Annotated in this window: 20 protein-coding genes and 1 pseudogene; 5 read left to right on the plus strand and 16 right to left on the minus strand. The window is 64.1% G+C overall.

The features are described 5' to 3' along the window. Nucleotide 1: 1 nt before the first annotated feature. Entirely contained in the window at nt 2-1,675 is a 1,674-nt protein-coding gene (locus tag DMP11_RS01035; RefSeq protein WP_123184631.1) for a nickel-dependent hydrogenase large subunit, read from the minus strand. Beyond that, on the minus strand, nt 1,675-2,964 hold the full coding sequence (locus DMP11_RS01040) for a hydrogenase small subunit (protein ID WP_123184632.1): 1,290 nt from the start codon (nt 2,962-2,964) through the stop codon (nt 1,675-1,677). The genes DMP11_RS01035 and DMP11_RS01040 overlap by 1 nt, the downstream gene beginning before the upstream one ends. 337 nt (nt 2,965-3,301) lie before the next feature. Here DMP11_RS01040 and pheA point away from each other — a divergent pair, with 337 nt between their 5' ends. Further along, nucleotides 3,302-4,153 (plus strand): prephenate dehydratase, encoded by an 852-nt coding sequence (pheA, locus tag DMP11_RS01045; RefSeq protein WP_123184633.1) that lies wholly within the window; start codon nt 3,302-3,304, stop codon nt 4,151-4,153. A 22-nt stretch (nt 4,154-4,175) separates the two neighbouring features. Here the strand turns inward: pheA and DMP11_RS01050 are convergent, their stop codons facing one another. From DMP11_RS01050 to DMP11_RS01095, 10 genes are all read right to left on the minus strand, one after another. Continuing rightward, nucleotides 4,176-4,757 carry a manganese efflux pump MntP gene (locus DMP11_RS01050; RefSeq protein WP_235869351.1) on the minus strand — a complete coding sequence of 194 codons (582 nt, stop codon included), beginning with the start codon at nt 4,755-4,757 and terminating at the stop codon, nt 4,176-4,178. A gap of 131 nt (nt 4,758-4,888) precedes the next feature. Further along, the gene (locus DMP11_RS01055; RefSeq protein WP_123184635.1) at nt 4,889-5,764 is read right to left on the minus strand and encodes an HhH-GPD family protein; all 876 of its coding nucleotides are present in this window, start codon (nt 5,762-5,764) and stop codon (nt 4,889-4,891) included. After that, nucleotides 5,751-7,211, minus strand: coding sequence for a ribonucleotide reductase subunit alpha (locus tag DMP11_RS01060; protein WP_123184636.1), 1,461 nt, complete (start codon nt 7,209-7,211; stop codon nt 5,751-5,753). The genes DMP11_RS01055 and DMP11_RS01060 overlap by 14 nt, the downstream gene beginning before the upstream one ends. Nucleotides 7,212-7,230: 19 nt before the next feature. Beyond that, complete coding sequence (locus DMP11_RS01065; RefSeq protein ID WP_214646970.1) at nt 7,231-8,073, minus strand: HAD family hydrolase; 843 nt, start codon at nt 8,071-8,073, stop codon at nt 7,231-7,233. 175 nt (nt 8,074-8,248) lie between these two features. Next, a complete protein-coding gene (locus DMP11_RS01070; protein ID WP_123184637.1) occupies nt 8,249-9,424 on the minus strand; it encodes a 4Fe-4S binding protein in 1,176 nt (391 codons plus the stop codon). Nucleotides 9,425-9,461: 37 nt separating this feature from the next. Beyond that, complete coding sequence (locus DMP11_RS01075) at nt 9,462-10,319, minus strand: hypothetical protein (RefSeq protein WP_123184638.1); 858 nt, start codon at nt 10,317-10,319, stop codon at nt 9,462-9,464. A gap of 514 nt (nt 10,320-10,833) precedes the next feature. Next, complete coding sequence (efp, locus tag DMP11_RS01080) at nt 10,834-11,397, minus strand: elongation factor P (protein WP_123184639.1); 564 nt, start codon at nt 11,395-11,397, stop codon at nt 10,834-10,836. 196 nt (nt 11,398-11,593) lie between these two features. Beyond that, a complete protein-coding gene (locus DMP11_RS01085; RefSeq protein WP_161555259.1) occupies nt 11,594-13,036 on the minus strand; it encodes a helix-turn-helix transcriptional regulator in 1,443 nt (480 codons plus the stop codon). Between the two features lie 337 nt (nt 13,037-13,373). Next, complete coding sequence (locus DMP11_RS01090) at nt 13,374-15,044, minus strand: FAD-binding protein (RefSeq protein ID WP_123184641.1); 1,671 nt, start codon at nt 15,042-15,044, stop codon at nt 13,374-13,376. Nucleotides 15,045-15,081: 37 nt separating this feature from the next. After that, complete coding sequence (locus tag DMP11_RS01095; RefSeq protein ID WP_123184642.1) at nt 15,082-15,729, minus strand: cytochrome c3 family protein; 648 nt, start codon at nt 15,727-15,729, stop codon at nt 15,082-15,084. A gap of 457 nt (nt 15,730-16,186) precedes the next feature. Between DMP11_RS01095 and DMP11_RS10665 the strand changes: the two are divergent. The 4 genes and pseudogenes from DMP11_RS10665 to DMP11_RS01115 form a co-directional block, all read left to right on the plus strand. Continuing rightward, a pseudogene (locus tag DMP11_RS10665) lies at nt 16,187-16,570 on the plus strand (signal peptidase I); the annotation flags it as partial. Nucleotides 16,571-16,700: 130 nt separating this feature from the next. Then, a complete protein-coding gene (locus DMP11_RS10245; RefSeq protein ID WP_235869355.1) occupies nt 16,701-17,345 on the plus strand; it encodes a hypothetical protein in 645 nt (214 codons plus the stop codon). Between the two features lie 12 nt (nt 17,346-17,357). Beyond that, nucleotides 17,358-18,047, plus strand: coding sequence for a hypothetical protein (locus DMP11_RS01110; protein ID WP_123184645.1), 690 nt, complete (start codon nt 17,358-17,360; stop codon nt 18,045-18,047). Between the two features lie 72 nt (nt 18,048-18,119). Next, entirely contained in the window at nt 18,120-21,650 is a 3,531-nt protein-coding gene (locus DMP11_RS01115; protein WP_123184646.1) for a BspA family leucine-rich repeat surface protein, read from the plus strand. Between the two features lie 67 nt (nt 21,651-21,717). Here the strand turns inward: DMP11_RS01115 and rd are convergent, their stop codons facing one another. From rd to DMP11_RS01135, 4 genes are all read right to left on the minus strand, one after another. Continuing rightward, nucleotides 21,718-21,882 (minus strand): rubredoxin, encoded by a 165-nt coding sequence (gene rd / locus DMP11_RS01120; protein ID WP_123184647.1) that lies wholly within the window; start codon nt 21,880-21,882, stop codon nt 21,718-21,720. 186 nt (nt 21,883-22,068) lie between these two features. Continuing rightward, nucleotides 22,069-22,803 (minus strand): YczE/YyaS/YitT family protein, encoded by a 735-nt coding sequence (locus tag DMP11_RS01125; protein ID WP_123184648.1) that lies wholly within the window; start codon nt 22,801-22,803, stop codon nt 22,069-22,071. A 197-nt stretch (nt 22,804-23,000) separates the two neighbouring features. Further along, a complete protein-coding gene (locus tag DMP11_RS01130; protein ID WP_123184649.1) occupies nt 23,001-24,227 on the minus strand; it encodes an ABC transporter permease in 1,227 nt (408 codons plus the stop codon). Continuing rightward, nucleotides 24,214-25,401: an ABC transporter permease gene (locus DMP11_RS01135; protein ID WP_123184650.1), complete on the minus strand. Its 1,188-nt coding sequence runs from the start codon at nt 25,399-25,401 to the stop codon at nt 24,214-24,216. Before DMP11_RS01135 ends, DMP11_RS01130 begins: the two co-directional genes overlap by 14 nt. Between the last annotated feature and the right edge of the window lie 7 nt (nt 25,402-25,408).

Genomic DNA, 25,408 nt, shown 5'->3' on the forward strand with positions numbered 1-25,408 from the left:
CTTACTTCACCCCCCAAGGATTGGTGACGGTCTCGAAGTGCTTGCCGGTGGAAGGCTGCGACACGTGCACGGCGCAAGCGGTGCAGGGGTCGAAGCTGTGAACGGTGCGCAGAGCGTTGATGGGCATCTCGATGTCGGCCACCGGAATGCCGATGAGCGCCTGCTCCAGCGGGCCGTGCACGCCGTCGGCGTTGATGGGCGCCAGGTTCCACGTGGACGGGATGATGATCTGGTAACCGGTGATCTTGCCGTCCTTGACGTCCTCGTGATGATAGAGGGCGCCACGGGGGGCCTCCCAGAAGCCGGTGCCGGAACCGGTGATGGTCTCGGGCTCTTTGAAGTAATCCTCTTCGCCGCCCTTGATGGCCTCCATGAGGTCGTCAACCCACTGGCACATGAGGTCGGCGATGTAGAGGGTTTCCACCTGACGGATGGCGGTGCGGCCCAAGGTGGACTGGAACGCGGACAGGTCGCCGCGCTGGGCGCCCAGTGCATCGGAGATGGTGTCCACACCGTCCACAACGAAGTCCACGCCCTGCAGGTACGCAGAGAACACGCGGGCCATGGAACCCGCCTCCATGGGCCTGCCGTCGTAGGCGGGGCACTTCACCCAGCTGTAACGGTCATTCACATCGTAGCTGGTGAAGTCGGGCTCGGTCACGAAGTAGGGCGAGGTGTAGGTTTCAGAACCCTTGTACCAGGAGTGGCCCATGTACTCGGTGATGGAGCTTTCCTGCACGCTGGTAACCTTGAAGTTCTCATCGATGACGCCCATGGGCAGATAGCGGTTGCGCATCTGCTCCTCGTAGTTGGCGTAGGGCCATTTCGGACCTTCGAAAACGCCCCAGGCAACGTAGCGGCCGCAGCCCTTGCCCCAGTTCAGGGCGTCGCCGTAGAACTGAGCCAGCACCAGGGTGTCCTGCAGCAGGGTTTCGTTGCACCAGGTGCGGATTTCCTCGCACATGGCCTTCAGGTCGTCCAGCTTCTGCTCGGTGGGCACCCACATGCAGCCGCCGGGGATGATGGTCATCACGTGGGGCATCTTGCCGCCCAAGAGGGCCGACACCTCGGAAGCGCGGGCCTGCATCTTCAGCGCCTCAAGGTAGTGGGCGGTGCAGATGAGGTCGGCCTCGGGGGTCATGGTGTAAGCGGTGCCCTCGTCGGCGCCGAACCAGTTGCCGGAGAAGATGGACAGCTGGCCGTTCTCGGCGAACTTGGTCAGCTTCTCGGCCAGCGCGTAGAAGTCGGTGTTCATGGAAGTGCCCACCGCTTGGGCCAGCTCGTAGGTGTCCGGAATGTTGGCGTTCAAGGCGTTCAGCGGGTTCACGTAGTCCAGCGCCGCCAGGTTGTACAGCCACAGGATATTGGAATGCAAGAACTGCGCGCCCTCGATGAGGTTGCGCACGATGCGCGCCTTGTTGGAAATGGTGATGCCGTAGGCCTTGTCGCCGGCGATGGAGGAAGCGTGGGCGTGGGAAACCGGACACACGCCGCAGATGCGCTCAACAATTTGAGCAGCGTCTTCGGGGGTGCGATCCTGCACAACCAGCTCCATGCCGCGGAAGCAGCCGCCGGAAACCCAGGCGTCGGAGACGATACCGTGAGAGTCAACCTCCATTTCGACACGCAGGTGACCTTCGATACGGGTAATCGGGTCGATAACTGAACGGGTCATTAGGACTGGCCTCCTCTCGTCTCATCCAGGGAAACAGCATGGCCGCAGTCCTTCTCGGCCAGCGCCTGACGCTCTTCGGGCGTGAGGTCGTACTTGCCGATGGACTTCTCGGGATGCTTGGCGTCCCACTTGCGGATCTTCTCAAACGGAGCACCGCCGTCCATGCGGCCGGTCAGCTTCATGCCGAAGCCGTGCACCACCAGGCAGGCGGCCACGATGGCGGTAAGACCCACGCCGATGACGGTGGGCTGCACCAGCCAGTCGCCGATGCGCAGGTCGCGCATGCGCTTGTAGAACGGAGTGTTCACCTGCACCCAGTTGTCGCCGGGGTTGGCCGGATTGGCCTCGCAGCAGCCGATGCAGGGGGCACCGGCCTGAACGCACCAGCTGCGACGGTTGTTCCACAGCACCACGCCGCAGTTCGACTTGGTCTGGGGGCCGCGGCAGCCCAGCGGGTACAGGCAGTAGCCCTTGGCCTCTTCTTCGGAACCGAACTTGTACACAAATTCGCCGTTCTCGAAGTGGCCGCGACGCTCGCAGTTATCATGGATGGTCTGGCCGAAGATGTCGTCGGGCTTGTTCTCGCTGTTCAGGCGGTCGAGAAGCAGGGAGACGTCCTTCATCACCACTACGTCCACCAGGATGGACATCAGCCACTCGGGGTTGGCGGGGCAGCCGGGCACGTTTACCACGGTGGCCTCGACGCCTACCTCTTCGAGGTACTGCTGAACGCCCATGGCCTGCGCGGGGTTGGGATGCGCAGCGCACCAACCGCCGTTAACGGCGCAAGAGCCCAGGGCAACAACGGCGTTGGCGCTCTCGGCGGCTTCCACCAAAGCGGAGGTGCCCACCTCGCCGGCAACGCGCAGCGCATTGCCCTCGAACGCCTTCAGCACCGCACCCTCGTACACAAGAATGTAGTTGCCAGCGGCGATGGTCTGAGCCTTGGCCTCCTCAACGGAATGGCCGGCAGCTGCAGAGAGGGTCTCCGAGTAGTTCAGCGAGATCAGGTCGAGAACAATGGCCCCCACGTCGGGGGTCTCGATCTGGGCGAACGACTCGGTGCAACCAGTGCAAGAAGCGCCCTCGATCCAGATGACCGGGTACAGGGCCCCTTGCTTGGCGCCGATTACAGACTCTTCGAGCGCATGGGCAATGCGCGGAATGGCCATCTGTGACAGCCCGGCGGCTGCGGCGATGGACGCGCAGAGCCCCAGGAAGTCACGGCGGGTCACACCGCGAGATTCCAAAATGCTGTCGAAATCTGCGATCTTAGCCTGATTTTCCATATGTACACCTCCTTAAGGTGTCCTCGTCTCCACTTCATGCGTAGGCCATTCTCCACCAACAGGTATCGGAAAAATTATGGAAAGCGCCCAATTGGGAACGGAAGGGGCGCCAATGGACAAATAATGTTACGAACTTTATACACCGTAACATATACGCTATATTTCGCCGTCACCCACGGTAAACCCCCTCTATATACTGGGGCTTCATAAAATACAACCCCTCTTCCCGCAGTTACTACCATTCGAAACCCCTTCAGCGCTTCCCTCTGCATTCAGATATATTTCAGCTATAGTAAAGAGTTATGTTTTCATCGAATCAGCGAGAGGAACCATCGCAATGGCAGCAATTAGCAACAGCATCGCCTTCTTAGGACCACTTGGCACCTACACCCACGAGGCGGCGCTGTTCTTCGCCGAACGATTGGGAATCGAGGACCCCGATCTTGTGGCCTGCGCCTCTTTCGACGAAGTGTTCGACTGCGTGGACCGCGGCCGCACCGCTTACGGCGTGGTGGGGAAAGAGAACTCGCTCGAAGGGCCCGTCACCGCCACGCTGGACAATTTCGCCTTCCGCTCCGGGGCGGTAATCTTAGGTGAGAAGGTGGTGGACATCCACCACTGTCTGGTGCTGCACCCTGACGCCCAGCGCGCCGACATCACTACCGTGGCTTCGCACCCCCAGGGGCTGGCTCAGTGCCGCCGCTTTTTGAACGAGAACCTGCCCGGCGTGGCCACCATTGCCGTGGCCTCCACCGCCGAAAGCGCGCGCATCGCCGCCGCCGACCCCTCGGTGGCCGGTATCGCCAACGCGCTGGCGGCCCAGCTGCACGGCGCGAAGGTGGCCCGCACCGACATCGAGGACCATCTGGGCAACCAAACCTCCTTCGCCCTCATTGGCCGCCCCGGCAGCGCCCCACAGCTCACCGGGCCTCGCACGAAAACCTCCCTGGCGCTGTTCTTGCAGGTGGACCGCGCCGGCAGCCTGTCCATGATTTTGTCGGAGTTCTCCTACGCCGGCATCAACCTGTCCATGATCCAGTCGCGCCCCACCAAGCAGCAGCTGGGGGACTACATGTTCTTCCTGGAGTTCTTCGGCAACGTGAACGACCCAGCGGTGACAACCTGCCTGAACTGCCTGCGCATGAAGCTGCGCGAGGTGAAGGTGCTGGGCTGCTACCCGGTGGAATAGGGGCGCAGGGCCCCGGCAGCGCCTAGCCTTGCAGCAGGTGCTCGCAGAGGATTTTCGCCCCGATGAGAATGAGCACCGCACCGCCGGCCACGGTGGCCCCTTTTTGGAACTTGGCGCCGAAGTAATTGCCTATGACCACGCCGGCAAACGAGAGGCAGAAAGCGGTAAGGCCGATGACCGCGGCCGCGAGCGCGATGTTCACCTGCAAAAACGCGAAGGTGATGCCCACTGCCAGCGCGTCGATGCTGGTGGCAACGGCAAGCATCAATAACTGCCCCAGCTGAAGCGGGGCGTCTTTCACCGCCGAGCACTCCCCCTCGCTGCAGCCTTCCTCATGGAAAGCGTCCCAGAGCATCTTGCCGCCGATGAAGGCCAGGAGCCCGAAGGCAATCCAATGGTCCACCGGCGTAACAATGGCGGCGAACTGACTGCCCAGGGCCCAGCCCGCCACCGGCATGAACGCTTGGAACGCGCCGAAGAACAGGGCGATCACCAAAGCGCGGCCCCAGTTCACCCGACTCATGCCCAGCCCTTTGCACACGGCAACGGCGAAAGCGTCCATGGAAAGCCCCACCCCGGTGAGGAATATGGCGGCAATGCCCACGGCGCCTCCTTTCGCGCTGGTTAGTGCCATACGACGTGCAAGCATAGCACGGACCGCCCGCAGGCGCCGCGTCGCGGGCGGGCAGCAGCGGCAAAAAGCGGACGAGGGCCCGCAGGGGCGCCCGGCCCGGGTTAGGGCCGCAGCAGGCCACATTCGCAGCGGAAGAAGCCTTCTCGCTGCAGCTGGGCCGCAATCTCCCCCTTCAGCCGCTCGTCAGCGGGGGCAACCCCTGCCCGGGCCAGCTCTTCGTCCACCAGCTGCCAAGCCTGCGCCGCGGCAATACCCTCCGGATGGGCCAGCACGCAGCGCAAAAGCGCGGCCCGCTTCTGGCGATTCGACCCCGCAAAGGGGCTCTGGCGCGCATAGGAAGCGCTGCGGCGCGACGGGTTGGCGGTTTCCGCCTTCAGGCGGGCGCCCAAATCCAGCAGGGCGTAGTTCCACCCGCGCGGCTCTTCCGTGGCGGCGCAGTCGGCCACCAGCGGCATCAGCTGCCGGTCGGCCACATTCTCCTGCGAGGGGAACAGCAGGTGCAGAAACACCGACCGCACGTTGGTTTCCAGGTAAGGAGCCGCCGTGCGGTAGGCGAAGTTGCACACTCCGGCGGCGGTTGCGGGCCCCACACCCGGCAGCGCCAAAAGCTCATCGTAGCTGCGGGGCAGCTGCCCTTGCAAGGTAGCGGCGCACACTTCGGCCGCCCGCTTCAGCAGAAGGGCGCGGCGGTTGTAGCCCAGCCCCTGCCAGTGCTCCAGCACGTCGGCGCTGCTGGCGGCCGCCAGCGCGTCCGCCGTAGGGAACGCGGCCATGAACCGGGGCCAGAAGTTCAGCACCCGGGCCACCTGGGTTTGCTGCAGCATCACTTCGGACACCAGCACGGCAAAAGGATCGTCGATGTTGCGCCAGGGCAGCTCGCGGTAGGCGGCACGCCCCTCTTGCCACACCTGCTCGATAAACTGGGGCCGCGAGAGCGCCGCTTCACCCCAGGCGATGTTCGGGCTACTCTTCGTCAAGGAAGTCTTCCAGGTTGGCCAGCCCCTCCCGGAAGCGGGCGATCACGTTTTCCTCCAGCTCCAGATACTCCTTCGAGCCCAGCGGCTGATAAGCGGCCAGCTTGTCGAACAGGTTGTCGGCGGAAACCGCCACATACTCTCCCTGGGCCATGCCCATCTTGTAAGCCTCTTCGATGGCCTCCCGCGCCGCCATGTGCATGTCGTAGCGAGGCATGCCATTGGACAGCCGCACCAGCTGGCCGCAGTCGATGGAACGAAGGGAAGGATGCTCCCGCGCCAGCTCGGCCCAGATGTCGGCCCGCTCCGCCGCCGTGGGCAGCGAGATGTCCAGCACCGTGAAGGGGGTGAGCAAGTCCACGAAGAAGGCGTCCACCGAGCTGTCCAGGCAAGACGTTGCCACCACCAGCACCGACGGGTTCTCCACCGCCTGGCGGATGAGGGCCATCGCCTCGCGCGCCCCTTTGCCCACCGAGGCGCGGATAAGGCCGCCCAAATCCTCGAAGGAGTCCACCGCCGGCGGCTCCCACAAATCCAGGTCTTCCAGCACCAGCACGCCGCCCCGTTCCAGCACCGTGCCCAGCTTGGAGGGATTGGCCTTCGGGGCGCCCAAGATGGCCAACGAAAGCACCGTGTAGCCCAGCATGTTCTCTTCAAGGCGCATGCGGATCTGCGGCAGCCCCATCTCGCCGGCCACCGCCTGGGCGAAACGGGAAGCGTCCTCACGGGCTTCGGCGCGGATGACCAGCGAATCCAACGCCGGCGGCCGCTCAAGGCCGTGGCGCTCGTTGAGCAGTTGCAGAAGCTCGTTGAATTCTGGCTCATCCTGGCGGCCGATGCCGAAGTTGCGGGCAGCGAAAACGGCATCGTCGTAGCCCACCAGCGAAGAGAAGTTGAGGGGCGGCACAACCTGCGGGCCCGGCTTGGCTTCGGCGGCGGGGCCATCAGCCTCGGCCGGCGCCTCCGCGCCCTCCTGCGCAGCCGCAGCCGAGGGCAGCGGGAAGGCGACGCCTGCGAACCCCGGCCCACCGAACACCCCCTCGGGAATGCCATTCTCTTCGAAATCGTCCTCCAGCGCCCGGGCGAAGTCTTCCAGCTGCTCGCGATCGAGCCCCAGCTGCTCCAAATGCGAGAAGGCCAAGTCCTGCAACTTCTTGCCGCACTCCCCCACTTCTACCGGCGAGAGATAAGGCTCCATCTTCTGGAAAACGTGTTCGGCCAGCGAGCGGTCCTTCACGGTGCAGGCCAGATTCCACGCCTCGCGGATGCTGCGTAGCGCCGATTGGGTGGGCTGGCCCTCCTGGCTGCCAGCATCGAATGCGGCCATGTACAAATGGGCCGCCATTTGGGAATTCCCCTGGGTGCGCGCCTCCTGCGCCTGCTTCACGAACAGTTGGGCCGAATCATTTTCGGGAGAAGGCTGCGGCAGGGAATCGTTCAATTCGGTCATTCCGTACCTCCTTCGCGGGTTATTTCTCGATGTTCCAGTCCAGTATTTCCCAGCCATCCGCCTTCGCAGTGCGCTTCAGCGGCTTGTCGGGGGTTACGGCCAAGGGCTCGCGCGCCTGCGACAACAGGGCGCGGTCGGAATGGTGGTCGCCATAGGCCCAGTCCAGCTCCCATTTGTCGGGACCGAACAGCTCGTCGCACAGCCGGGTGATGGCCAGCGCCTTCTCACAGCCCTGCACCGGCGCGCCGTCCACCTTGTTAGTGTAACAGCCGCTGCCGTCCACCTGCATGCGGGTGGACACCTGGGCGTAGATGCAATGATTGCGCATCGCCTCCCGCACAATGGGCTCGAACGACGCCGAAATCATAACCACCGCGTGGCCTGCTTCAGCGTGGCGCTCTATGGCCTCGGCCGCTTCGGGGCGCCAGCGGGGCTCCACCACCTTATGATAGAAATCCGCCAGGAACGCGTCCACCTTCGCCTTCGGCTGCCCCTCGAACGCGCTGAACACCAGCTCACGGGCCAGGCTCTCGTTCTGGGGCAAGCGGAACTTGTACCGGCCGGCCCACAGCAGTATGCGGAAGGCCGCTTTCTTCGACATCAGCCCGTGCTTCAACAGGTAGCGCACCAGCATCACCGGCGAGTCCCCCTGGATGCAGGTGCCGTCGAAATCGAAGGCGGCCACCGACACCACGCCCTCGCCGCTGGCCTTCACGGGAAACCGGTACACCATGCTTCCCTCCGGGGCCATGTGGCTGATGCGCCGCTGGCGCGCCTCTTCCGGCGAATCGGGGGCCGCGACGAAGACCGAACGGCATGCCCCGTCAACCGCGCCGCAGGTTTCTGTTTCCAGAACTGTCACCACAATCCTCACGTAACCAAGTACCTTACTTGTTTCAAATATCGAATTTTACCATTCGGCCCTGTCCTCTGCCGAAAAACCTTGCAGGCTGCACCGGCCGTCCACAGTATTGCGGCCGAAACGAAAACGGGGCCCGCTTGGGGCCCCGAGTGGTTCGACGCAGGTTCGCGGCGCTTTAGCGCTCGTAAATCTGGGAAATGCCGATAAGATCCTTCATGGAGTGAAGGATGGAATGGGGGTTGCTGGGCGGGTTCTTCAGCGGCGCCATTTCGTAGCGATCCACCGCGCCGGACAGCAGGTCCACCGCGAACACCTCGTCGGAGAGCCACAGGGCGTCGGTGCGGCAGATGTCGGTGCAGCAGCGGCACTTCACACAGTCGCCGGGATAATGCTCCACGCCGAAGGTGCCGTCCTCCCCCTGCCACTTGCGGATGGCGCCGGTGGGGCAGAAGGTGGCGCACATCTGGCAAGAGGTGCACTTCTCCGGATCGATCACCACATGGCCCCACAGGCGGGTGTCGATCATAACGTCCTGCGGTTCCCCCAAAGCCGCCAGCGCGTCCAGCAGTCGTTCGCGACGGTCGGGGATGAAGTGGGGCAGCGTGCCGTCCTCCATCACCTTCAGGTACTTCGGCGGCTCTTTGCGCTCGATTTTCAGGGCGTCGTTGATGCTCTCTTCCGCCACGATGGAGGCGACGGAGGTGGCTTCGTCTTTCATGTTGGTGAAGAAGCCGCGGCGGCCGGCGTCGAATTCCTCTTCGCCGGTTTTGCGGATGAAGCTGGGCAGCTTCGCGGAGATGCGCACCTCTACCGGGCTGTTCCACGTTTGAAGCAGCACGTTGGCGGTGTCGCGCACCAGCTGGGCGGTTTGTAGCCCCACGGCCAGCTCGCAGCTGTCGCACTCCCCCTGCACCAGGGTGATGCGCTTGGCGCCCATCTCGGCCAGGGTTACCAGCAGGCTTTCCTCCACGCGTCCCAGGCAGGTTACCGACACCACCTTGGCGGGGTCGTACAGGCCCGAAGCGGCGCTCAGGATGCGCTCGCAGGCGATGACCGCCTCGCCGTCGGCGGCGGCCATGGCGTCCAGACAGTCCTGCAGCAGCTGGGCATCGCCCGGTTTGTGGGCCTCCAGCGCGCACGTGGGGCACACGGTGGCGCAGGTGCCGCAGCCAACGCACTTCTCCGGCGCAATGATGATGGTGTTGTCGCTATAGGAAATGCAACCGGAGGTGCAGGCCTCGGCGCATCGCATGCAGCTGGCGTTGCGGTTGCGCACGGAAACGCAACGGTTTTGGTGAACGGTGATATTCTGGCTCTCAAGCTTTTCGAACAGTTCCATCAGGTTGCTCATAGAGCTCTCCCCTCTCTATGCGGTTGTTTCACGGGGCCTAGTCTACGAACTCAGCCTTGGCGCTGTCGTAGGTCTTCACGGTGCCGTCGGCGTAAGTGACCGACCACAGGGTGTAATCCACGTCGAATTCGGGCACGATTGCCAGCCGCTCCTCTTCGGCAAGGCTCTCGTCGGCCGCGGCCTCTTCGCCTTCCACCTGGGCCACCAGCTCTTCGGCTGCGTCGCCCGCGGCGGCCTCTTCCTCAAGGCCCTCTGCCAGGGCAACCGCTTCAGCGGCCTTTTCGGCCTCAGCAGCCTCGGCTGCAGCGGCGGCTTCGGCTTCCGCCTTGGCCTTCGCCTCGGCATAGGCGGCGGCGTACTGGGCGTCGTAGCTCTCGCGGGAAGGGATGCACACGGCAACGGCCCCTTCGCCGAAAGCGCCGGTGACGGCTATCTCGCGCAGGTCCTCGATGAGGTCGATGGTGGAATCGGGAATGGAGCTGTCATCGGGCGCCTTCACCGTGACGGCCATCTTGTTCACGAAGTTGATGCCGGTCCAGGGGAAGTCCAGCGTGGGACGGCCCTTCTCGCGGCGAATCTTGTTGGAGGCGGTGATGGTGTTGGACACCTTGAAGAACATGTTGTGCAGCCACTTGGGCATGACCGCTTCCCACAGCTCCTGCGCCTCGGGATCGTCCTTTTCCCAATAGGGACGGTGCATGCGCACCGTGAGGGTCATCTTGTTAGCCACCGGCCACACCACATCCTCGGTGTCGGCCGGCGCGGGGGCCGCCTTCACCTGCGACGGAGCAACGTATGAATAAGAGCGCTTGATGTCGGCGACCGCTTCGTCGCTGAAGTCGCGCTCATCGATATCAACGTTGAGGATCAAAGAAGGGCGTACATAAGAAGGCATGACTGTTCCTTTCCGTAAATGTTCAATCCCCAAACCCAACTTGCAAGTATCGCCCAAGCCAGAAACACTGTCAACAAACCCCGCCCCCAAAAGCAGATTCACCACAGGTGAGCATCTGAGGCCTGTCGAAAACCCAACCGGGGCAACAGCCCAGGCAGAGATAGAATCTCTGCCCTACGAAAAACCAGCAGAGAACCGTCCTCCAACACACAGGCCCACCCCCTTCGTAGGGCAGACATTCTATGTCTGCCGAAAACGCGACCGAGGTAGACACACAGGCAGAGATAGAATCTCTGCCCTACGAAAAACCAGTGGAAGTCACCCCGAGCAAACCGAATAACCCTTCAACACAGGTCCACGCAAGCAGCATAAAAGCCACCCAGTGCCCCAGATTGGCTTGAAGGCCGGCCGAACGCACTGCGGTGCGTGAGGGAAAGGCCTGAACGCCAAGATGGAGTGCTGGGTGGCTTTTAGGCGGACGAGTAGTCCGACGGCCGTCAGGCCGTCGGAACCCCTACACGCGCTTGATGAAACGGCCGTCGCGGGTGTCGATCTGCAGCACGTCGCCGATCTCGATGAAGGTGGGCACCTGCAGCTCTTTGCCGGTTTCCAGGGTGGCGGGCTTGGTGGTGTTGGTGGCGGTGTCGCCCTTGAAGCCGGGCTCGGTATGGGTGACTTCCAGCTCCACGAACATCTGGGGCTCCAGGGAAATCAGCTCGTCGCCGGCGTAGAGCAGGGTGGCCTCGTCGTTCTCCTTCAGCCAGTCGGCGGCAGCGCCCACGGTTTCGGCCGGGATGGCCAGCTGCTCGAAGGTGTCGTTGTCCATGAAGTTGTAATCGGCACCGTCGTTGTAGAGGTACTGCATCTTCTTGGTTTCCAGGCGCACCGAATCGAACTTGGTGCCGGCGTTGAAGGTGTAGTCAACCACGCGGCCGGTTTTGATGTCCTTCAGCTTGGTGCGCACAAAGGCGCCGCCCTTGCCGGGCTTCACATGCTGGAACTCGACGATGGTGCACATCTTACCGTTGTTGATGATGCACATGCCGTTCTTGAAATCGGCGGTGGAAATGCTTGCCATGGCTCCTCCTTGAGGCTTCATATATGTACACATGCGCAATCGCACGTTTCGTGCGGTTTCAAACTTGCCCATTATGCCACAGCTTATCCTCTGCGGGGCAAAAACCGCAAATCCCCCAGACCAGCGGCTGTACCGCCCGCAGATTCCCACAACGGGCGCCTGCTCCTGCGCAGAAAACGCACGGAGGCCGGCTTCCCTACCCCTTCTCCACCAAATCCAGCAACTCCTGGTGGGAATGGATGCCAAGCTTGGCGTAGACGTGCTTCACATGGGCCTTCGCCGTGTTTTTGGAAACCACCAGATCGGCCTCGATGTAAGCGCGGTCGCGGCCGCGGGCAAGCATAGCGAACACCTCCTGCTCGCGCGGGGAAAGCCCGAAACGCTGGCCGATGGAAAGGCACTTCTCCTGGAAGCTCTCCTGCTGGGCCGCCGCGGACGGCGCCAGGGTGAGCGGCTCCACTTCCGCCACCGCCCCGGAAAACGAGAAATTGCGCATCACGAAGAACATGTAGGCCACGAACACTATGAGGAACAGGGCCGGCAGCACGAAATGCAGCTGGTAGTTGGCTTGGGCGCTGTGATTGCACAGCATGGCTGCCGCCGCGCCCACCAGGCTGCCCAGAGAGGTGACGCCGAGGCCCCAGGCCAGCACCGTCACCGAACCGGCCACGTTGCGGGCAGCAATGGCCACCAGCACCATGCGCGACACCATGGAGAAAAGGCTGTTGCCGCCGTTGAGCAGCACCACCGCGCCGGAATCGTAAAAGGGATTCCCCGACAGCACCAGCAAAAAGCCGCCCACCACCGCCAGCGCCGCGAACGACACAGCGCCGTCCATGGAAAACCACTTGCCGCCCTTCAGCGCCAAGGTAGAAAGGGCGATGACGAACAGCCAGTTCAGGTTCATGAACGGAGACGCACCGTCCACTTCCCCGAAGCGCAGGGCGAAACCGAAGGCCGCCTGGAACAGGAACAGGCAAACGAACAGGGTTGAAAACGGCGCCACGAACGATGCGGGGCGCACCACCGACAGATCCCGCGGCGCCTCATGGGCGCAGGCGCGGCCCATCACCTCGGCGCCGGGCCGCACCACCAGCAAGAGGGCGAACAGGGGAAACAGTTGGAAGAATCCCAGCGACACCAGCGAAGGGATAAAGGGGGTGATCAGCTGGCCCGCCGACTGCAAGAGGTAGGCGGCGCAGATGGCCAGCACTTGGGCGCGAAACGGCAGAAGCACCAGCGCCAGGCACACCAGAAGCGAGGCGCCGGCCCGCCCGATGGCGCACACGCTGGCGCTCAAGGTGAGCAGCAGCGGAGATGCGGCCACCAACGAGGCGGAAAGCCCCACCGCCCCCGCAATGAGAAAGGCGAAGGACAGCCCCGCGAAACTTCTGGGAGTGAGCACCTTCGCGTAAGCGTAGGCCACAACCCCCAGCACCAGCAGGGAAACGGCATGGGCCGTCACCGATATGTCGCGGGCGAAGGTGAAGATGGGGTCGAAGAGGGGAAACACGTGGGAGTTCATTTCGGTGCCCGCCATCAGCACCAGAGACAGCGCCGCCGTGGCGGCCAGGAACAGCCGCCTTTCGGCGCTCCTCTCTTCGCCTGGCGCGAACAAGCCCTCCGCAAAAACGCCCACGTGCCCTCCTTCCGTTTGCCCCATTGTACCTGGGCCTATGCCCGCCGCCGCGCAGAAACAGCAAAACCCCAGATAGCGATAAGTGTGTCATAAGTGAACGTCCCCCTGACATGCTCGGAGAGGTGCAGGTGTATTCATAGGGCAGAGATTCTATTTCTGCCTAACGGACAGCCCGCATGCGGCTGCACCCCAGGCAGACATAGAATGTCTGCCCTACGAAGGCGCGGGCTGGAGGGCGCGAACCGGGCGCACGAAGGCGCGCGGGGCGGAGGGGGTTCCTCGTAAACGAAAACCGCTCCTTCCCGTAACTGGAAAGGGGCGGCAAGGGGGAAACGCCTTAGGCTTGGCCGGTGGCGGCGAGCATGCCGGCACGGCGGCCGAAGGTCATGGTGCGGCCGCAGGCCAGCCCTGTCATGAGGTTGGGGTAGCTGACGCTGAAGAAACCGCCGGAGTCGTTGCCGGTGAGGTAGAGCCCCTGGATGGGGTTGCCGTCCGCATCGGTGGGGTGCATGTTGGTGTCGATGGACACGCCGTCGATGGTGGCCAGGAACCACGCGCCGGTGCGCACGCCGTAGAAGGGCGGCGTGGTGAGGGGCAGCAGGCGATGGGGCTCTTTCCAGTAGTCGGTGTCCTCGCCGTTGGTGGCGAACTCGTTGTAGCGCTGCCACGAGGCCACGGTGGCCTCCACCGGCAGGTTAAGCTTCTGGGCCAGCTCCTCCATGGTGTCGGCCTTCTGCACGTAACCGTCCTCGATCAGCTTCTCGATCATGCCGTCCACCACGGCCATGGGGATGTTGTTGCGGGCACCGTTGTCGAAGGGGAACAGGCGGCAGCAGCCCACCTCGTCCATCATCTCCGCCTGCTCAGCGTGATTGGCGTCCCAGATGTCCACATAGGTGTGGTGCGGTTGCATGTAAGCGGCGTGCAGCATGTAATCGTAGGGGCCCGACTCGTTGCAGAAGCGCTCGCCCTTCAGGTTCAGCTTCAGGAAGGGCTGCTCGCCGAACCAGAACCAGCGGCCCAGCACGCCGTCGCCGGCGGTTTGGTCCGGCTTCACGCAAGCGCGGTTGAAGGTGACGGCGGCACCGATGGGGTCGATGGTGGCGCCCAGCCACATGGCGGCCTTGATGCCGGAGCCGGTGGGGTTTCCGCCGGAACCGGGGGCGGCGATGCGCAGCTTCTGGTTCCAGGGTTGGCGGTCTTCCATCATCTCCAGGTTGTTGCCGTAGCCGCCGGTGGAGAGGATGACGCCCTTGCTGGCGTTGATGCGCAGGTAGTGGCGGTCGTCATCCACTGCGCGGGCGATGACGCCGGTCACGCGGCCGCTTTCGTCCTGCTCGCACTTGATAAACTCAGTGCGCCAGCGCACTTCGGCCCCCTGCTCGGCCGCGTAGGCCAAGATGGACTCGGCAAAGCCCCACTCCTCGTCCGCCAGCTCGGTGGGCTGGGGGCTGTGGCCGGTGGCGAACGCCTTGCGGATGCCGGGCTCATCAATGTTGCCCACGCCGCCCTCGAACTCCATTACCATCTTGCCGTCGCGCTGGATGATGTCGGTCAGCCAGTCAATCATGGCGCCGGACTCGTTGGCCCACAGCTTCACCAGGTCGTAGTTCACGAAACCGTTGGCGTGGGTGGCAATTTCCTGCACGATGTTGGTTTTGTCGATGCGGAATTGCGGGAATTCCTCGAACGAGGCCTGCTGCAGGCGGGAATCCACCGCGCCGATGTCCTCGCGCACGTTGCGGGGGCTGTTCTGGCGATCGATGCCCAGCACGCGGGCGCCGTTCTCGGCGGCGCTGATCATGGCGGGGATGCCGCCGGTGCCCACGCCCACCACCAGCACTTCGGTTTCCACGGTTTCGGTGATGAGGCTCTCCTCTATCACCGGCGCCTCCCCCAGCCAGCTGGGCACGCCGAAGTCGCCCACGCGGGGGTTGTTGGGCTCTTGGGCGGTGTAGCCCTTGCCGCACCCGGCCAGGGTGCCGGCGGCCAGGCCGGACAGCGCCATGAGTCCGGCTCCTTGGAGAAAGCTGCGGCGCGATACACTACTGCTCACTGGGGGCCTCCCATCCTTCCGGCATTTCCAGGTTGTGGCACTCGTTGCACACCAGCACGTTGGACTCGTGGATGCCGTGGCAATCGCCGCACTCCAAGTCCAGATCCTGATGGCTGATGTGGGGGTTGTACTTCTCGTCGTTGCCGGAAAAGCCCCACAGGTTGGCGGAAATCTCGTCGTAGGTGTCGCCCAGCCCATGGTGGCATCCGCTGGCGGCGCAGAAAGCTTCGCTGGCGAACTCCTTGCCGTCGGCCAGCTTGGTGCCGTCGGGGGTCATGGGGTAGTTGTCCGACACCCATCCGGCCAGCTCCTGCAGCTGCAGCCACGGAGTGGCCTCATGGCACTTCAGGCAGGTGACGTCGTTCTCGGCGTGCACCGTGATGCCCTTGTGGGGGTCGTTCTCCTCGTAGGTTTCCACATAGTAGTCCATCGGGCTGTGGCAGATGGCGTTGCAGAAGCTGGGCTGCTCGTGCCACACCCAGAAACCAACTCCCGCTACCGCGATGATGGCCACCACCACGCCCGCGGTGATCCACCCGCGCTTGTGGCCCTTCTTGGGTTTGGGGCTTGCGACCCCCTCCGTCTGGACAGAAGCCTGCGAAGGCTCTCCCGCCTTCGACCTCTCTTCTTCGTCCATGGTCCCTCCTTTACTTGTTTTCGGGGTTTCGTTGGCATGCATTTATAGGGGGCGCTGGCGGAAAACACCATTACCCCAGCGGGGTAAAATATGAGTTTTACCTGGTGAGAACGGGGTTATGCACCAAAAGTCTTTTTCGCTGAGCCCAGATGCGCCAAGCGGCTTTGGGCACTGGATGGCGAACATGCAGCGAAACGGCAGCGCCACTTTGGCGAACCCCCGCTTGCCGGGGGCATGCGAACAAGGGAATCCGCGGCGAAACGGCGGCGCGCCCCCGCAGGGGCAAAGCGGCCCCGGCGACGGCCGGGCAACGCTTCGGGCCGGCAACCTCGGCGCCTTTTGGCGCTTTTGCTGTGGTCGGGCTGATGGCGAGCTGGCGCCCCGTTGGCGATTGCGGAACCTATAGTGGCCCCTGCAAGGCCCCTTGGCGGGGCTCCCCCACCGAAAGGCACCTGTCGTGAGCTTCCCTTCATCCCCATCCTGGCTGCGAACGTTGGTTTCAGCGGCCCTTACGCTGCAGCTGGCCGTCGCGCTGGCACTGGCAGCGGCCACGACGGGTGCCCCGGCGGTCGGCTACACCCCCTTCGCCATAGTGAGCGGCTCGATGGAGCCGGCCATCCCCACCGGTTCGATGGTATGGGTGGACGCCACCCCGGCCGCCCAGCTGAAACCGGGAGACGTGTGCGCTTTCGACGGGGCGGGACAAGTGGTGGTGCACCGGGTTGCGGAGGTAGGGGCCGACGGGCGCCTGCGCACCAAGGGAGACGCCAACGACGCAGCGGATGCGGCGCCGGTTTCCCCCGAGTGCGTGCGGGGGAAGGTGGCGCTGCACCTGCCGCTGTTGGGGCAGGCGGTTATGTGGGGCCAGGAGAGGCGCGGCGCGGTGGCCGCGATTCTCATCGGAATCAACGGCGCGCTGGCAGCAGCCGCAGCGGCCGTGGCCATAGTTCAACGCGTGAAAGGAGCGCACAGTGCAAAAGCAAAAGCAGCAGCATCGCAAAAAGTTCCTCAGGGACATGGGAAAGGTGACCGTGGCGCTGGCCGCCTGCGGTGCCGTGTTCGCCGGGGCGGCAGTGGCGTACTTCACCGCAAATGGCACCGCGGAAAACACGTTCACCCTCTACGGCGGCGGTGGCGGGGAAACCCTGGCCATCCAAGTTGAGGAAACCGACTGGGACCCTGATGGCAACCATACCGTGCTGCCGGGCACTGAGCTGGAGAAGAACCCGCTGGTGACCAACACCGAAGGAGTGGAGGCCTACGCCTTCCTCATGGTGTCCGTTCCCCTTGGCACGGTGGACGGCAGCCCCGACAGCCCGCTGTTCGCATTGAACCAGCTAAACACCGGCACGAGGGAGAATCAGTGGACCTCAGTTGAAAGCTGGAACAGCAACGGCGAAAAGCACGAGGTGTTCGCCTATAACGGCACCATTGCCAAAGGGCAGTCCACTTCGCCCCTGTTCAACTCGGTTTCCTTCAGCCCCGCCATCACCGGCGACGAGGTAAAGGCGCTTCCGGAAACGGTGGCCATCAACGTGGAGGCCTTTTCCGCCCAGAAGAGCAACATCGCCACCGCAGCCGACGCCCTTGAGCTCTCCGGCTGGCTGCCCAAATAGAAAAGACGCCCCATGAAATCCATCATCGCCGCCATCGCCTGCCTCGCGCTGTTGCTTGCCGGTGCTTTTCCCGAACCCCCTTTGGCCTGGGCAGGCGAGACGCAACCTTACCGGGTGGAATACCGCGACCCCTTCAGCCCCCTTACGGAAAACGGCTCCGACTTTTTCGCCCACATGCAGCCGTTTCGGCCCGGGCAAACCCAAAGCGGGCAGTTCACCTGCGCGAACAGCAGCCAGCAGGCGGTGATGATGGAGGTGCGGCTGGTACCGGCCCAAAACAGGCTGGGGCAGCACCTGAGCACTGTTATCGCAAACGACGAAGGGGCGGCGGTGGGGCACGTCTCCCCCGCCCATCCGGAAGCGGTGACGCTTTGCCTGCTGCAGCCAGGGCAGGAAGAGACGTTTCGCTTCGAGGCAACGCTTGAGGCGGACACGCCCGCGGAGCTGGCGGCGGAAACCGGCGCGGTGCGGTGGGAGTTCTTCGCATCGGCCCAGCAGGGCGGCCCCGCCCACGACGCACCCGTTTCCGGCGACGACGGGGGCGACCCGGGTCCGGAAGGGCGGCCGGGAAGCGCGGAGGGCACCCCCGGCCCCCTGCCCCTCACCGGCGACGGGTTCGGCGCCATCGCTGCACTGGCCCTCGCGGCCCTTGCCCCCTGCGGGGCCCTGGCCCTTGCGGCCCGCGGCAACCGGCGCAGTTGAGGCGGCCCTTTGCCCGCCCGGCCGCCTCGCCACGGCCGGCCCGCCTGCTCCCTCGTTCCAGAAAGGATCATCATGGCATCTCCTGCACGCCGCTTTCCCTGGGGCCGCTGGCTCATGGGCGCCCTGGCCTCCCTTGCCGCCGCCGCGGCGGTTACCGTGGCCGGCGCCGGCGCCTTCTACACCGCCACCGACCGCGTGGCCAACAGTTTCGCGCCCGATGCGGAAGAGCCCCAGACCATCGTGGCCTTCTATTGCGACACGGACAAGAGCGTGAACTTCGCCGCCGTCGAAGAGGGGGACATCACCCGCGAGGGCCCCTACTACTTCATCATGGGCAAGCGCTGCGACGTCTACTACGACGCCCAGCAACCGCTGCACTACGACGACACGGGGCAATCGGCCTTCTGCACCTGCAACCGCAACTTCGCCAGCAAGGTTTACCCCAGCAAAGAGCAGCGCATCAAAAAGGTGCGCTTCCTGAACCCCGTACGCCCCACCGCCATGAACGGCTGGTTCTGCCAGTTGGGGCGCGTGGATACGGTGGAGGGGCTGGAGAATCTGGATTCGTCCCGGGCCGCCACGTTGGACTGGTGCTTCTCCGGCAGCAGCGGCGCAGGCCTCACGGCTATTGCGGCGGCGCTGGACACCCGGTCGGTCACCTCGCTTCGCCATTGTTTCGACGGCGCCCACTTAGAGGGGTTCAACCTATCCAGCTGGAACACGGCGGCGGTGCGCGACATGAGCGGCGCCTTCGCCGAAGCCACCGGCGGCCATCTCGACTTGAGCGCTTGGGACGTGAGGGCCGTGGAGAGCTTCGACGAGATGTTTTTCGGCGCCTTCAAGCAGTACTATTTTGAAACGAGCGGCCTGGAGAGCACCGACCATCAGGCCGCCTGCACCGAAGAGTGGTGGCAGCTGAACGTTTCCGGCTGGCAGCCGCAGTCGATGAAATCCTATCGCGACATGTTCCGCACCTGCTTTACGAAGGAAGTAGACTTGAGCGGCTTTTCCAACGGCGGCATCGGCCACGACCCCGGGCTCGGCGCCTCTTACATCCGCCGCATCACCGTGGGCGAAAACTGGGATTGGAGCCGGGTGAAAAGCGGAAGCACCCCCTGGTTCGCCTGGGACACGCGGGAAAGCTTCGGCCCTTGGGACCAAGGCAGGGGCGCGCGCCCCGGCAACGGCCGCGCCGACACCTACGACCGCAGCTGTCTTTTGGCGGTGCTCTACCAAGGCACCATGACGGTGTACGAGGTGCTGCAAACCACCCAGGACGGCTCCGATGGCATCTTGGGAAACAAGCTGTACCAGGTGTTCCAGCGCTACAACGAAGGCCTCTACGACCAGTATTTCGAACTGGATCACAAGCGCAGCTACGGAAACGGGGCCGAACTGCCCTGGGCAGAAGCCGCCCCCGATGTTTCCCGCTTCGTGTTCGCAAGCGACATCTCCCCTGCCTCCATGGAGCACTGGTTCGACGGGTTCACCAGCTGCAGCACCTTCGATTTGCAGAAGATTGACGCCAGGAACTGCTGTCAGACCACGCCCCTATTCGCCAATTGCGAGGAGCTGCAAACCGTCCGCTTCGGCAGCAATTGGCAGTTCGCGGAAGCCCGCGACGGCGCCACCCGCTTGCCGGCGGGCACCTGGTCCGGCGATGAGGGGAACTACGACGCCGCAGACCCCCTGCCGGTGCCGGGCCAGTACCAGCGCCTGAATCCGATGGCCTACCTCACCGAAAACGGCACGCTGCACTTGAGCGACGGAAAACAGTGGCCGAGCGTCCCTGCCGGAGAGGGCAGAATGGTGAAGCATGCCTATCTGGGCTTCGACTGGCTTTCCAGCCTGCAGCCGCAGATGCCCTGGAGCTCATGGGATTACCGCGCCGTGACGGTGGACACCCCCTTGGCGCCCGCCTCTTGCGTCCGCTGGTTCCAGGACTCTTCCGCCGAGAAGATGAACGTGGCCCTGCTCGACACCACCGACTGCTTAGCCATGGAGGAGATGTTCGACGGGTGCGACGCCCTGCGGGACATCGCGCTGGGGGAAGCCTTCTCCTTCAGCGGCAGCGGCGACGAGCCCCTGTGCCGCCTGCCCGGCACCCAATGGAAATGCATGGAAACCGGGGAAGCCTATACCCCCGACGAAATCCCCAACCGCACCGCCGGCCGCTACATCCGCGGAATGGAGTGGCAGGCCCTGGTATTGGAGCGGCCGGCCACGGGCCTTACGCTCAGCTTCCGGCTGTGCGGCGCGGTAGCGGAAGGGGGCGCCCTTGACGACGGCTCGACGGTGCTGGCCGCCTACACTGGCTTCGACCGCACCGCCTACCAATGCGCCGAGGACGTACCTTGGGCCCAGTGGGCCGGCCAGATAGGCGCGGTGGAGGTACCGGACAACCTGGCCCCAACGGCCACCAGCTACTGGTTCGCGGGCCTTTCCCGCTGCAAGACGATGAACCTGAGCGGTCTGGACACCAGCCGCTGCCAGAGCATGGCGGGGATGTTCGACGGCTGCCGCGCCACCACCATCGAGCTGGGGGAAGCCTTCTCCTTCGAGGGGTGCACTGAAAGCCGCCTGTGCAATCTGCCCGAGGGCACCTGGGTGGCGCAGCGGGAGAACATCGGGTACCGAACCGCCGCCGACATCCCTTCCGGAAAGGCAGACCAGTACAAAACCGGCCTTGTGCCCTACGTTTTGTACCTGACCAACAACGAGCTGCACTTCGTGCTGGCCGACCCCGCCGAAGACTGGGAAGATGGCTACCAGGGGCAGGGGGTGCGGTGGTATCGCCGCTTCAGCGGATCCCTTGCCAGCGCCCCCTGGCACGACGAAGTGGGCTACGGCAGCCTGAACATTGCAATGAACGCGAAACGGGTGGTGGTGCAGCACCCCATGGAAGCAATGTCGGTGGCCGGCTGGTTCAAAAACTTCACCGCTTGCACCGAAATGGACCTGCGGCGGCTGGATGTATCCCGCTGCACATCGCTGGCGGAAACGTTTGCCGAATGCACGGCGCTCGAGCAGCTGCATGTGGAAAGCTGGAATGTGACCAACGTGACCACGATGGTCGGCGCTTTCTACCGCAATTTGAAGCTAACCGAGCTCGACCTGTCCGGATGGCAGCCGGAAAACTGCGCGTCGTTCTCTACCGCCTTCGCCCGCTGCATCAGGCTGTCGTCACTTGACATCTCCCATTGGAAAGCGACAAAGGGCACGGATTTTTCATCCATGTTCCTGAACTGCAACGCCTTGGGCCAATTGGATCTGCAAGCCTTGAATCCTGCGGTCGCCACCGACCTCAGCTCAATGTTTAAAGGATGCGGGAATTTGCAGCAGCTCGACATCTCCGCTTTCACGGTGGACGGCAGCTGCGACGTGTACCGCACGTTCGAGGACTGCGAAGCGCTGCGCACCGTCTACGCCCCCACATGGGACACGGCCGCCTGCAAGCATCCGGAATACACCTTCAGCAACTGTCTCGCCCTCATCGGCCAAAACGGCACCACCATCGCCACGCTGCGCTCCTGCGCGGTTTCAGGGGCGCGACTTGACCTGCCGCAGCAGCCGGGGCTGTTCAGCCAGCGGCCACCGGAGTAACGGCGCAACGAAAACGGGCCCGGATGCTCCGGGCCCGTTCCAACACCGTAGCGCTTGCCGTCCGGCTTTAGTCCTCGTACAGGGAGAATTGATCCTTGCTCACGCCGCAAACCGGGCACACCCAATCCTCCGGGATGTTCTCGAACGCGGTGCCGGGCTCAATGCCGCCGTCCGGGTCGCCCACTTCGGGATCGTAGATGTAACCGCATACATCGCACACGTACTTCTGCATAATGCGCCTCCTGTTGATTCGTGTTTTTACAAGCTACGGCAGGGCCCCGCATGGCAAACCGCCGCGGGAACCGTTGCGCATCCATGTTCTCACGCCTGGCCGCCGCGGCGGCAGGGACAGACCCAGCCGAAACCATACCGTAGGCTGGGCGATAGCTGGAAGCGGCAGCACCCTCGGCGCCGGCCGCTATGGTTCGGTCACAGGGGTCATCTCCGCCTGCTTGGCATCGCGCCTGCGCGCCCGCAGCGGGCTAAGTCGCCCGCGCAGCTTCCCGTAAAGCCCCATGTACACGTTCACGATCATCCCGGTGAAGACGGCGCATACCACCGTGCCCTCCCGCACGCCCGCCAAATGGCCGGTGAAGGCGAAGGCGCACCCCAGCGCCAAGGCGGCGCAAACCAGGTCGAAGCACACCTTTATGGTGCCGAAGCGGGCGCCAGTTTTGCGCACCACCGCCTGCACCACCGCTTCTCCGCAGTTCATCACCGTGCCCGATACCACCGTCATCACGATGCCCGCCGCCAGCACTGCCATCCCGACGGCAAGCCAAAGCCACGAATGGAAATAGCTGGCCGGCGCCGTGTCGCCCAGCGCTGTGACGAAGAAATCGATGCACAGGCCGAAGAAGACCGAAATGGGGATCTGCAGCAAATCCACCAACCGGAACTGGCTGCGCAGCAGGGCCACTTGCACCAGCACCAAAAAACACTGCCATGCCAGCATAAAGGACCCGAAACTGACGGCGGGAAACGCGATGCTGAGCACATTGGGGCAGGCGGAGATGGGGGAATTCCCCAACTGGGCCCGCACCACCACGTCTATCCCCAAGGCCATGACGGCGATGCCCGCAAGCATGAGCCCGATGCGCCCCGCCATGAAAAGGGCGGCCGCCGACGGCCGCCCCGAGCGCTCGCGCCCCATGGACTTTCCCTTAACCCGAATCTCGCTTCCGCGGTTTTTCGGCCGAACCGTCATTGTTCACCACCCTTTCTTCTCGCGTTTGGATACCGCCATTAGTTATAGCAAGGTAACATCCGCCGCTAAGGATGATTTACGCCAGACGAGCCGAACCGCCCCGCCGGTGATGCGCCCCGAAGGGCGGAAGGTGCCGAAGCGCATCAGCGGCTGCGGGCCGCCGCCGCATTGCCGCCGGCCTGGGAGCTTTGCAGCCGGAGCCTTCCGCCCACCAGCGCCGCTACGAAAATCGCCACGGCGAACAGCGCAAGCACCCCAAGCGACGGCAAGGCGGACGCCCACAGGGCATCGGTGGCGCCCCCGGCCTCCGAGCAGGAACTCAGGACGTTCGTAAGCCAATACACCGGAGTGAACGAGGCCACCGCCTGCACGCTGGCGGGGAGCAGAGAAATGCTCACCCAGGCGCCGCCCAAGAACGTGAACACCATCCCCACGATGTTGCCCACCGCGTTCGACACCATTTCGCTTGCCCCCAGCTGTCCGAGAAGGAAGGCAATGGCGAGCGGCGTGAGCGCATAGAGGAACGTGGCGATGAGCGCCAAAGCCAGCGCCCCGGGCGGCAAGCAAGCGGCGGACCCCCGGAACGCCGCAAGCCCCAGCCCTATGATGAAGGCCCACACCGCAACCGTCACCACAAACCCGGCGGCCACCTTCTGCATCCCCAGGGAAAGGGCGCTCACCGGGGAAACCAGCACCCTGCGGCGCACGTCAACCCGGCTGAAGGCGCCCATCAGCAACCCCACCGACACCACGATGGCCGCCGTGAGCGGGTAGCTACCCCACATGAGGTAAAACAGGAACGCATCGGCGCCCACCGCAAGCTGGGGAGGATTGACCACCTGCACCGAAGCGCTTTCCTGCGCAGCCTCGTTGGCGGACGCAATGGCCTGCGCGGCGGAGGCCCCAAGGTCGAGGGCCGCTGTCACCCCTACCAAGCGCAGGTACTGGTTCACCTGGGTGTCCGCCAGCATCGCCGAGGAAGACTGGAAGCTGAACACCGACTCCAACTGCGGCGCAACGCCGCTACCGCGGGCCGCGGCCATGAAATCCTCTTCAAAACCCTCTGGCACTATGAGCAGGTAATCCACCTGGCCGGTGGCAACCGCATCCTGCAGGGCCCGTTGCTCGTCGGCAACTTCCACCCACTCCCCGCGGGCGGCCAGGAACTCCCCGATCGCCCGGGACAGCCGGCTGTCGTCCCGGTCCACCACCGTGAACGGGATTCGGGCGGCCGAGAACTCCCCTTCATCGGGGGCGGCCACCAAGCTCTGGCCCATGAACAGCCCCATCAGGCTCAAAAGGCCCACGTAAACTATCAGGTAAACCGGATGGCGGAGGCACACCCCCAACGCGGTCTTAAATGCTTGCATAGCGCTGCCTCCTCATGAACACCATCGCCACCGCGAAAAGCACCGCCGTCGTCGCGGCCAGCAATGCCAGCTTCTCGCCAAAAACCGCCAGGCCGTCGTAGTAGTACAGGCTGTAGAACATGTCGCATATGGCCTTCGCCGGATTAAGGGAGGCCAACAGCGGGAAATTGCGGGCAACTTCGTCCGCCAGCTGCATGCAGGGCTGCCCGTACAAACCAGCGAACAGCGACAGCAGGCAGGTGCCGCCCGTCAGCAGCCCGGCTTTGCCTCCCATGTCCACCTTGGGCAGGGCCCCCAAGGCGCATCCCACCGAGCAGGCCATCAGCGCCGCGGCTGCCATGCCCAGAAGGGCCGCGCCGTCGCGATTGCCGAAATCCACCCCCACCACTAACCGCACGTAGGCGAACGCCACCGCCAGGCAGGCGAAGCTCACCAGCCAGGACGCGGCCACCGTGACCAGCAGCGTGCGGCCGCGCGACAGACCGCCCAGCGCCCGCCTGGCCCCAACCGGCGAGAGGTTGGGCTGGGTTTGGCAGATGGCGTACATCGCGATTTGGGCCCCGAACAGCGCCGCCATGCCGAACAGCGCGTAGTAGAAGCGCACCGTTTCCCGCGGGGCCGACCGGGTAAGGGAAACTTCTTTCGTGTAGCCCTCTTCGCTGAAGGCGGCCTCGACGGCCGACAGATCCGCGAAGACCAACGGGTTCTGCGCCGCCAAGTCGGCGATGAGCCGGGCGTTTTGCAGGTAAGCGGTGGCCACCGTCTCCAATATGGAGCGGTTCACATCGCCAAGCCCCGCTACGCCCTCCAAGCTGACCGCCGGGGCCACCTCCACTTCCGGCCGACCCTCGGCGTCCACCCGCAAAACGCCGGCCACTTCCCCGCTTTCAAGCGCCGCGCGGGCCGCTTCGCCGCTGGCGAATTCGCGAATGTCCAACAGCTTATCGCCCCCCGGTTGGGAGAGCTGATCCACCACTGCGGAGAAGCCCGACTCGCCCCAAGCCTCGTCGGCCACCACGGCCGTCGCCACTGGCTCGAATACCGTTCCCTCGTCAATCTTGTCGAACATGAACATGAAGATGGTGGATAAGATGAGGGGAAACGCCAGCGCCCACACGAACAGCGACCGCTCCCGCACCAGCATGCGCAAGGTGCCCAAGAATACCGTGCCCATGGTGCCC

Origin of the sequence: Parvibacter caecicola (assembly GCF_003725335.1) — a bacterium.
In the GTDB taxonomy this organism is placed as follows: Bacteria; Actinomycetota; Coriobacteriia; order Coriobacteriales; family Eggerthellaceae; genus Parvibacter; species Parvibacter caecicola.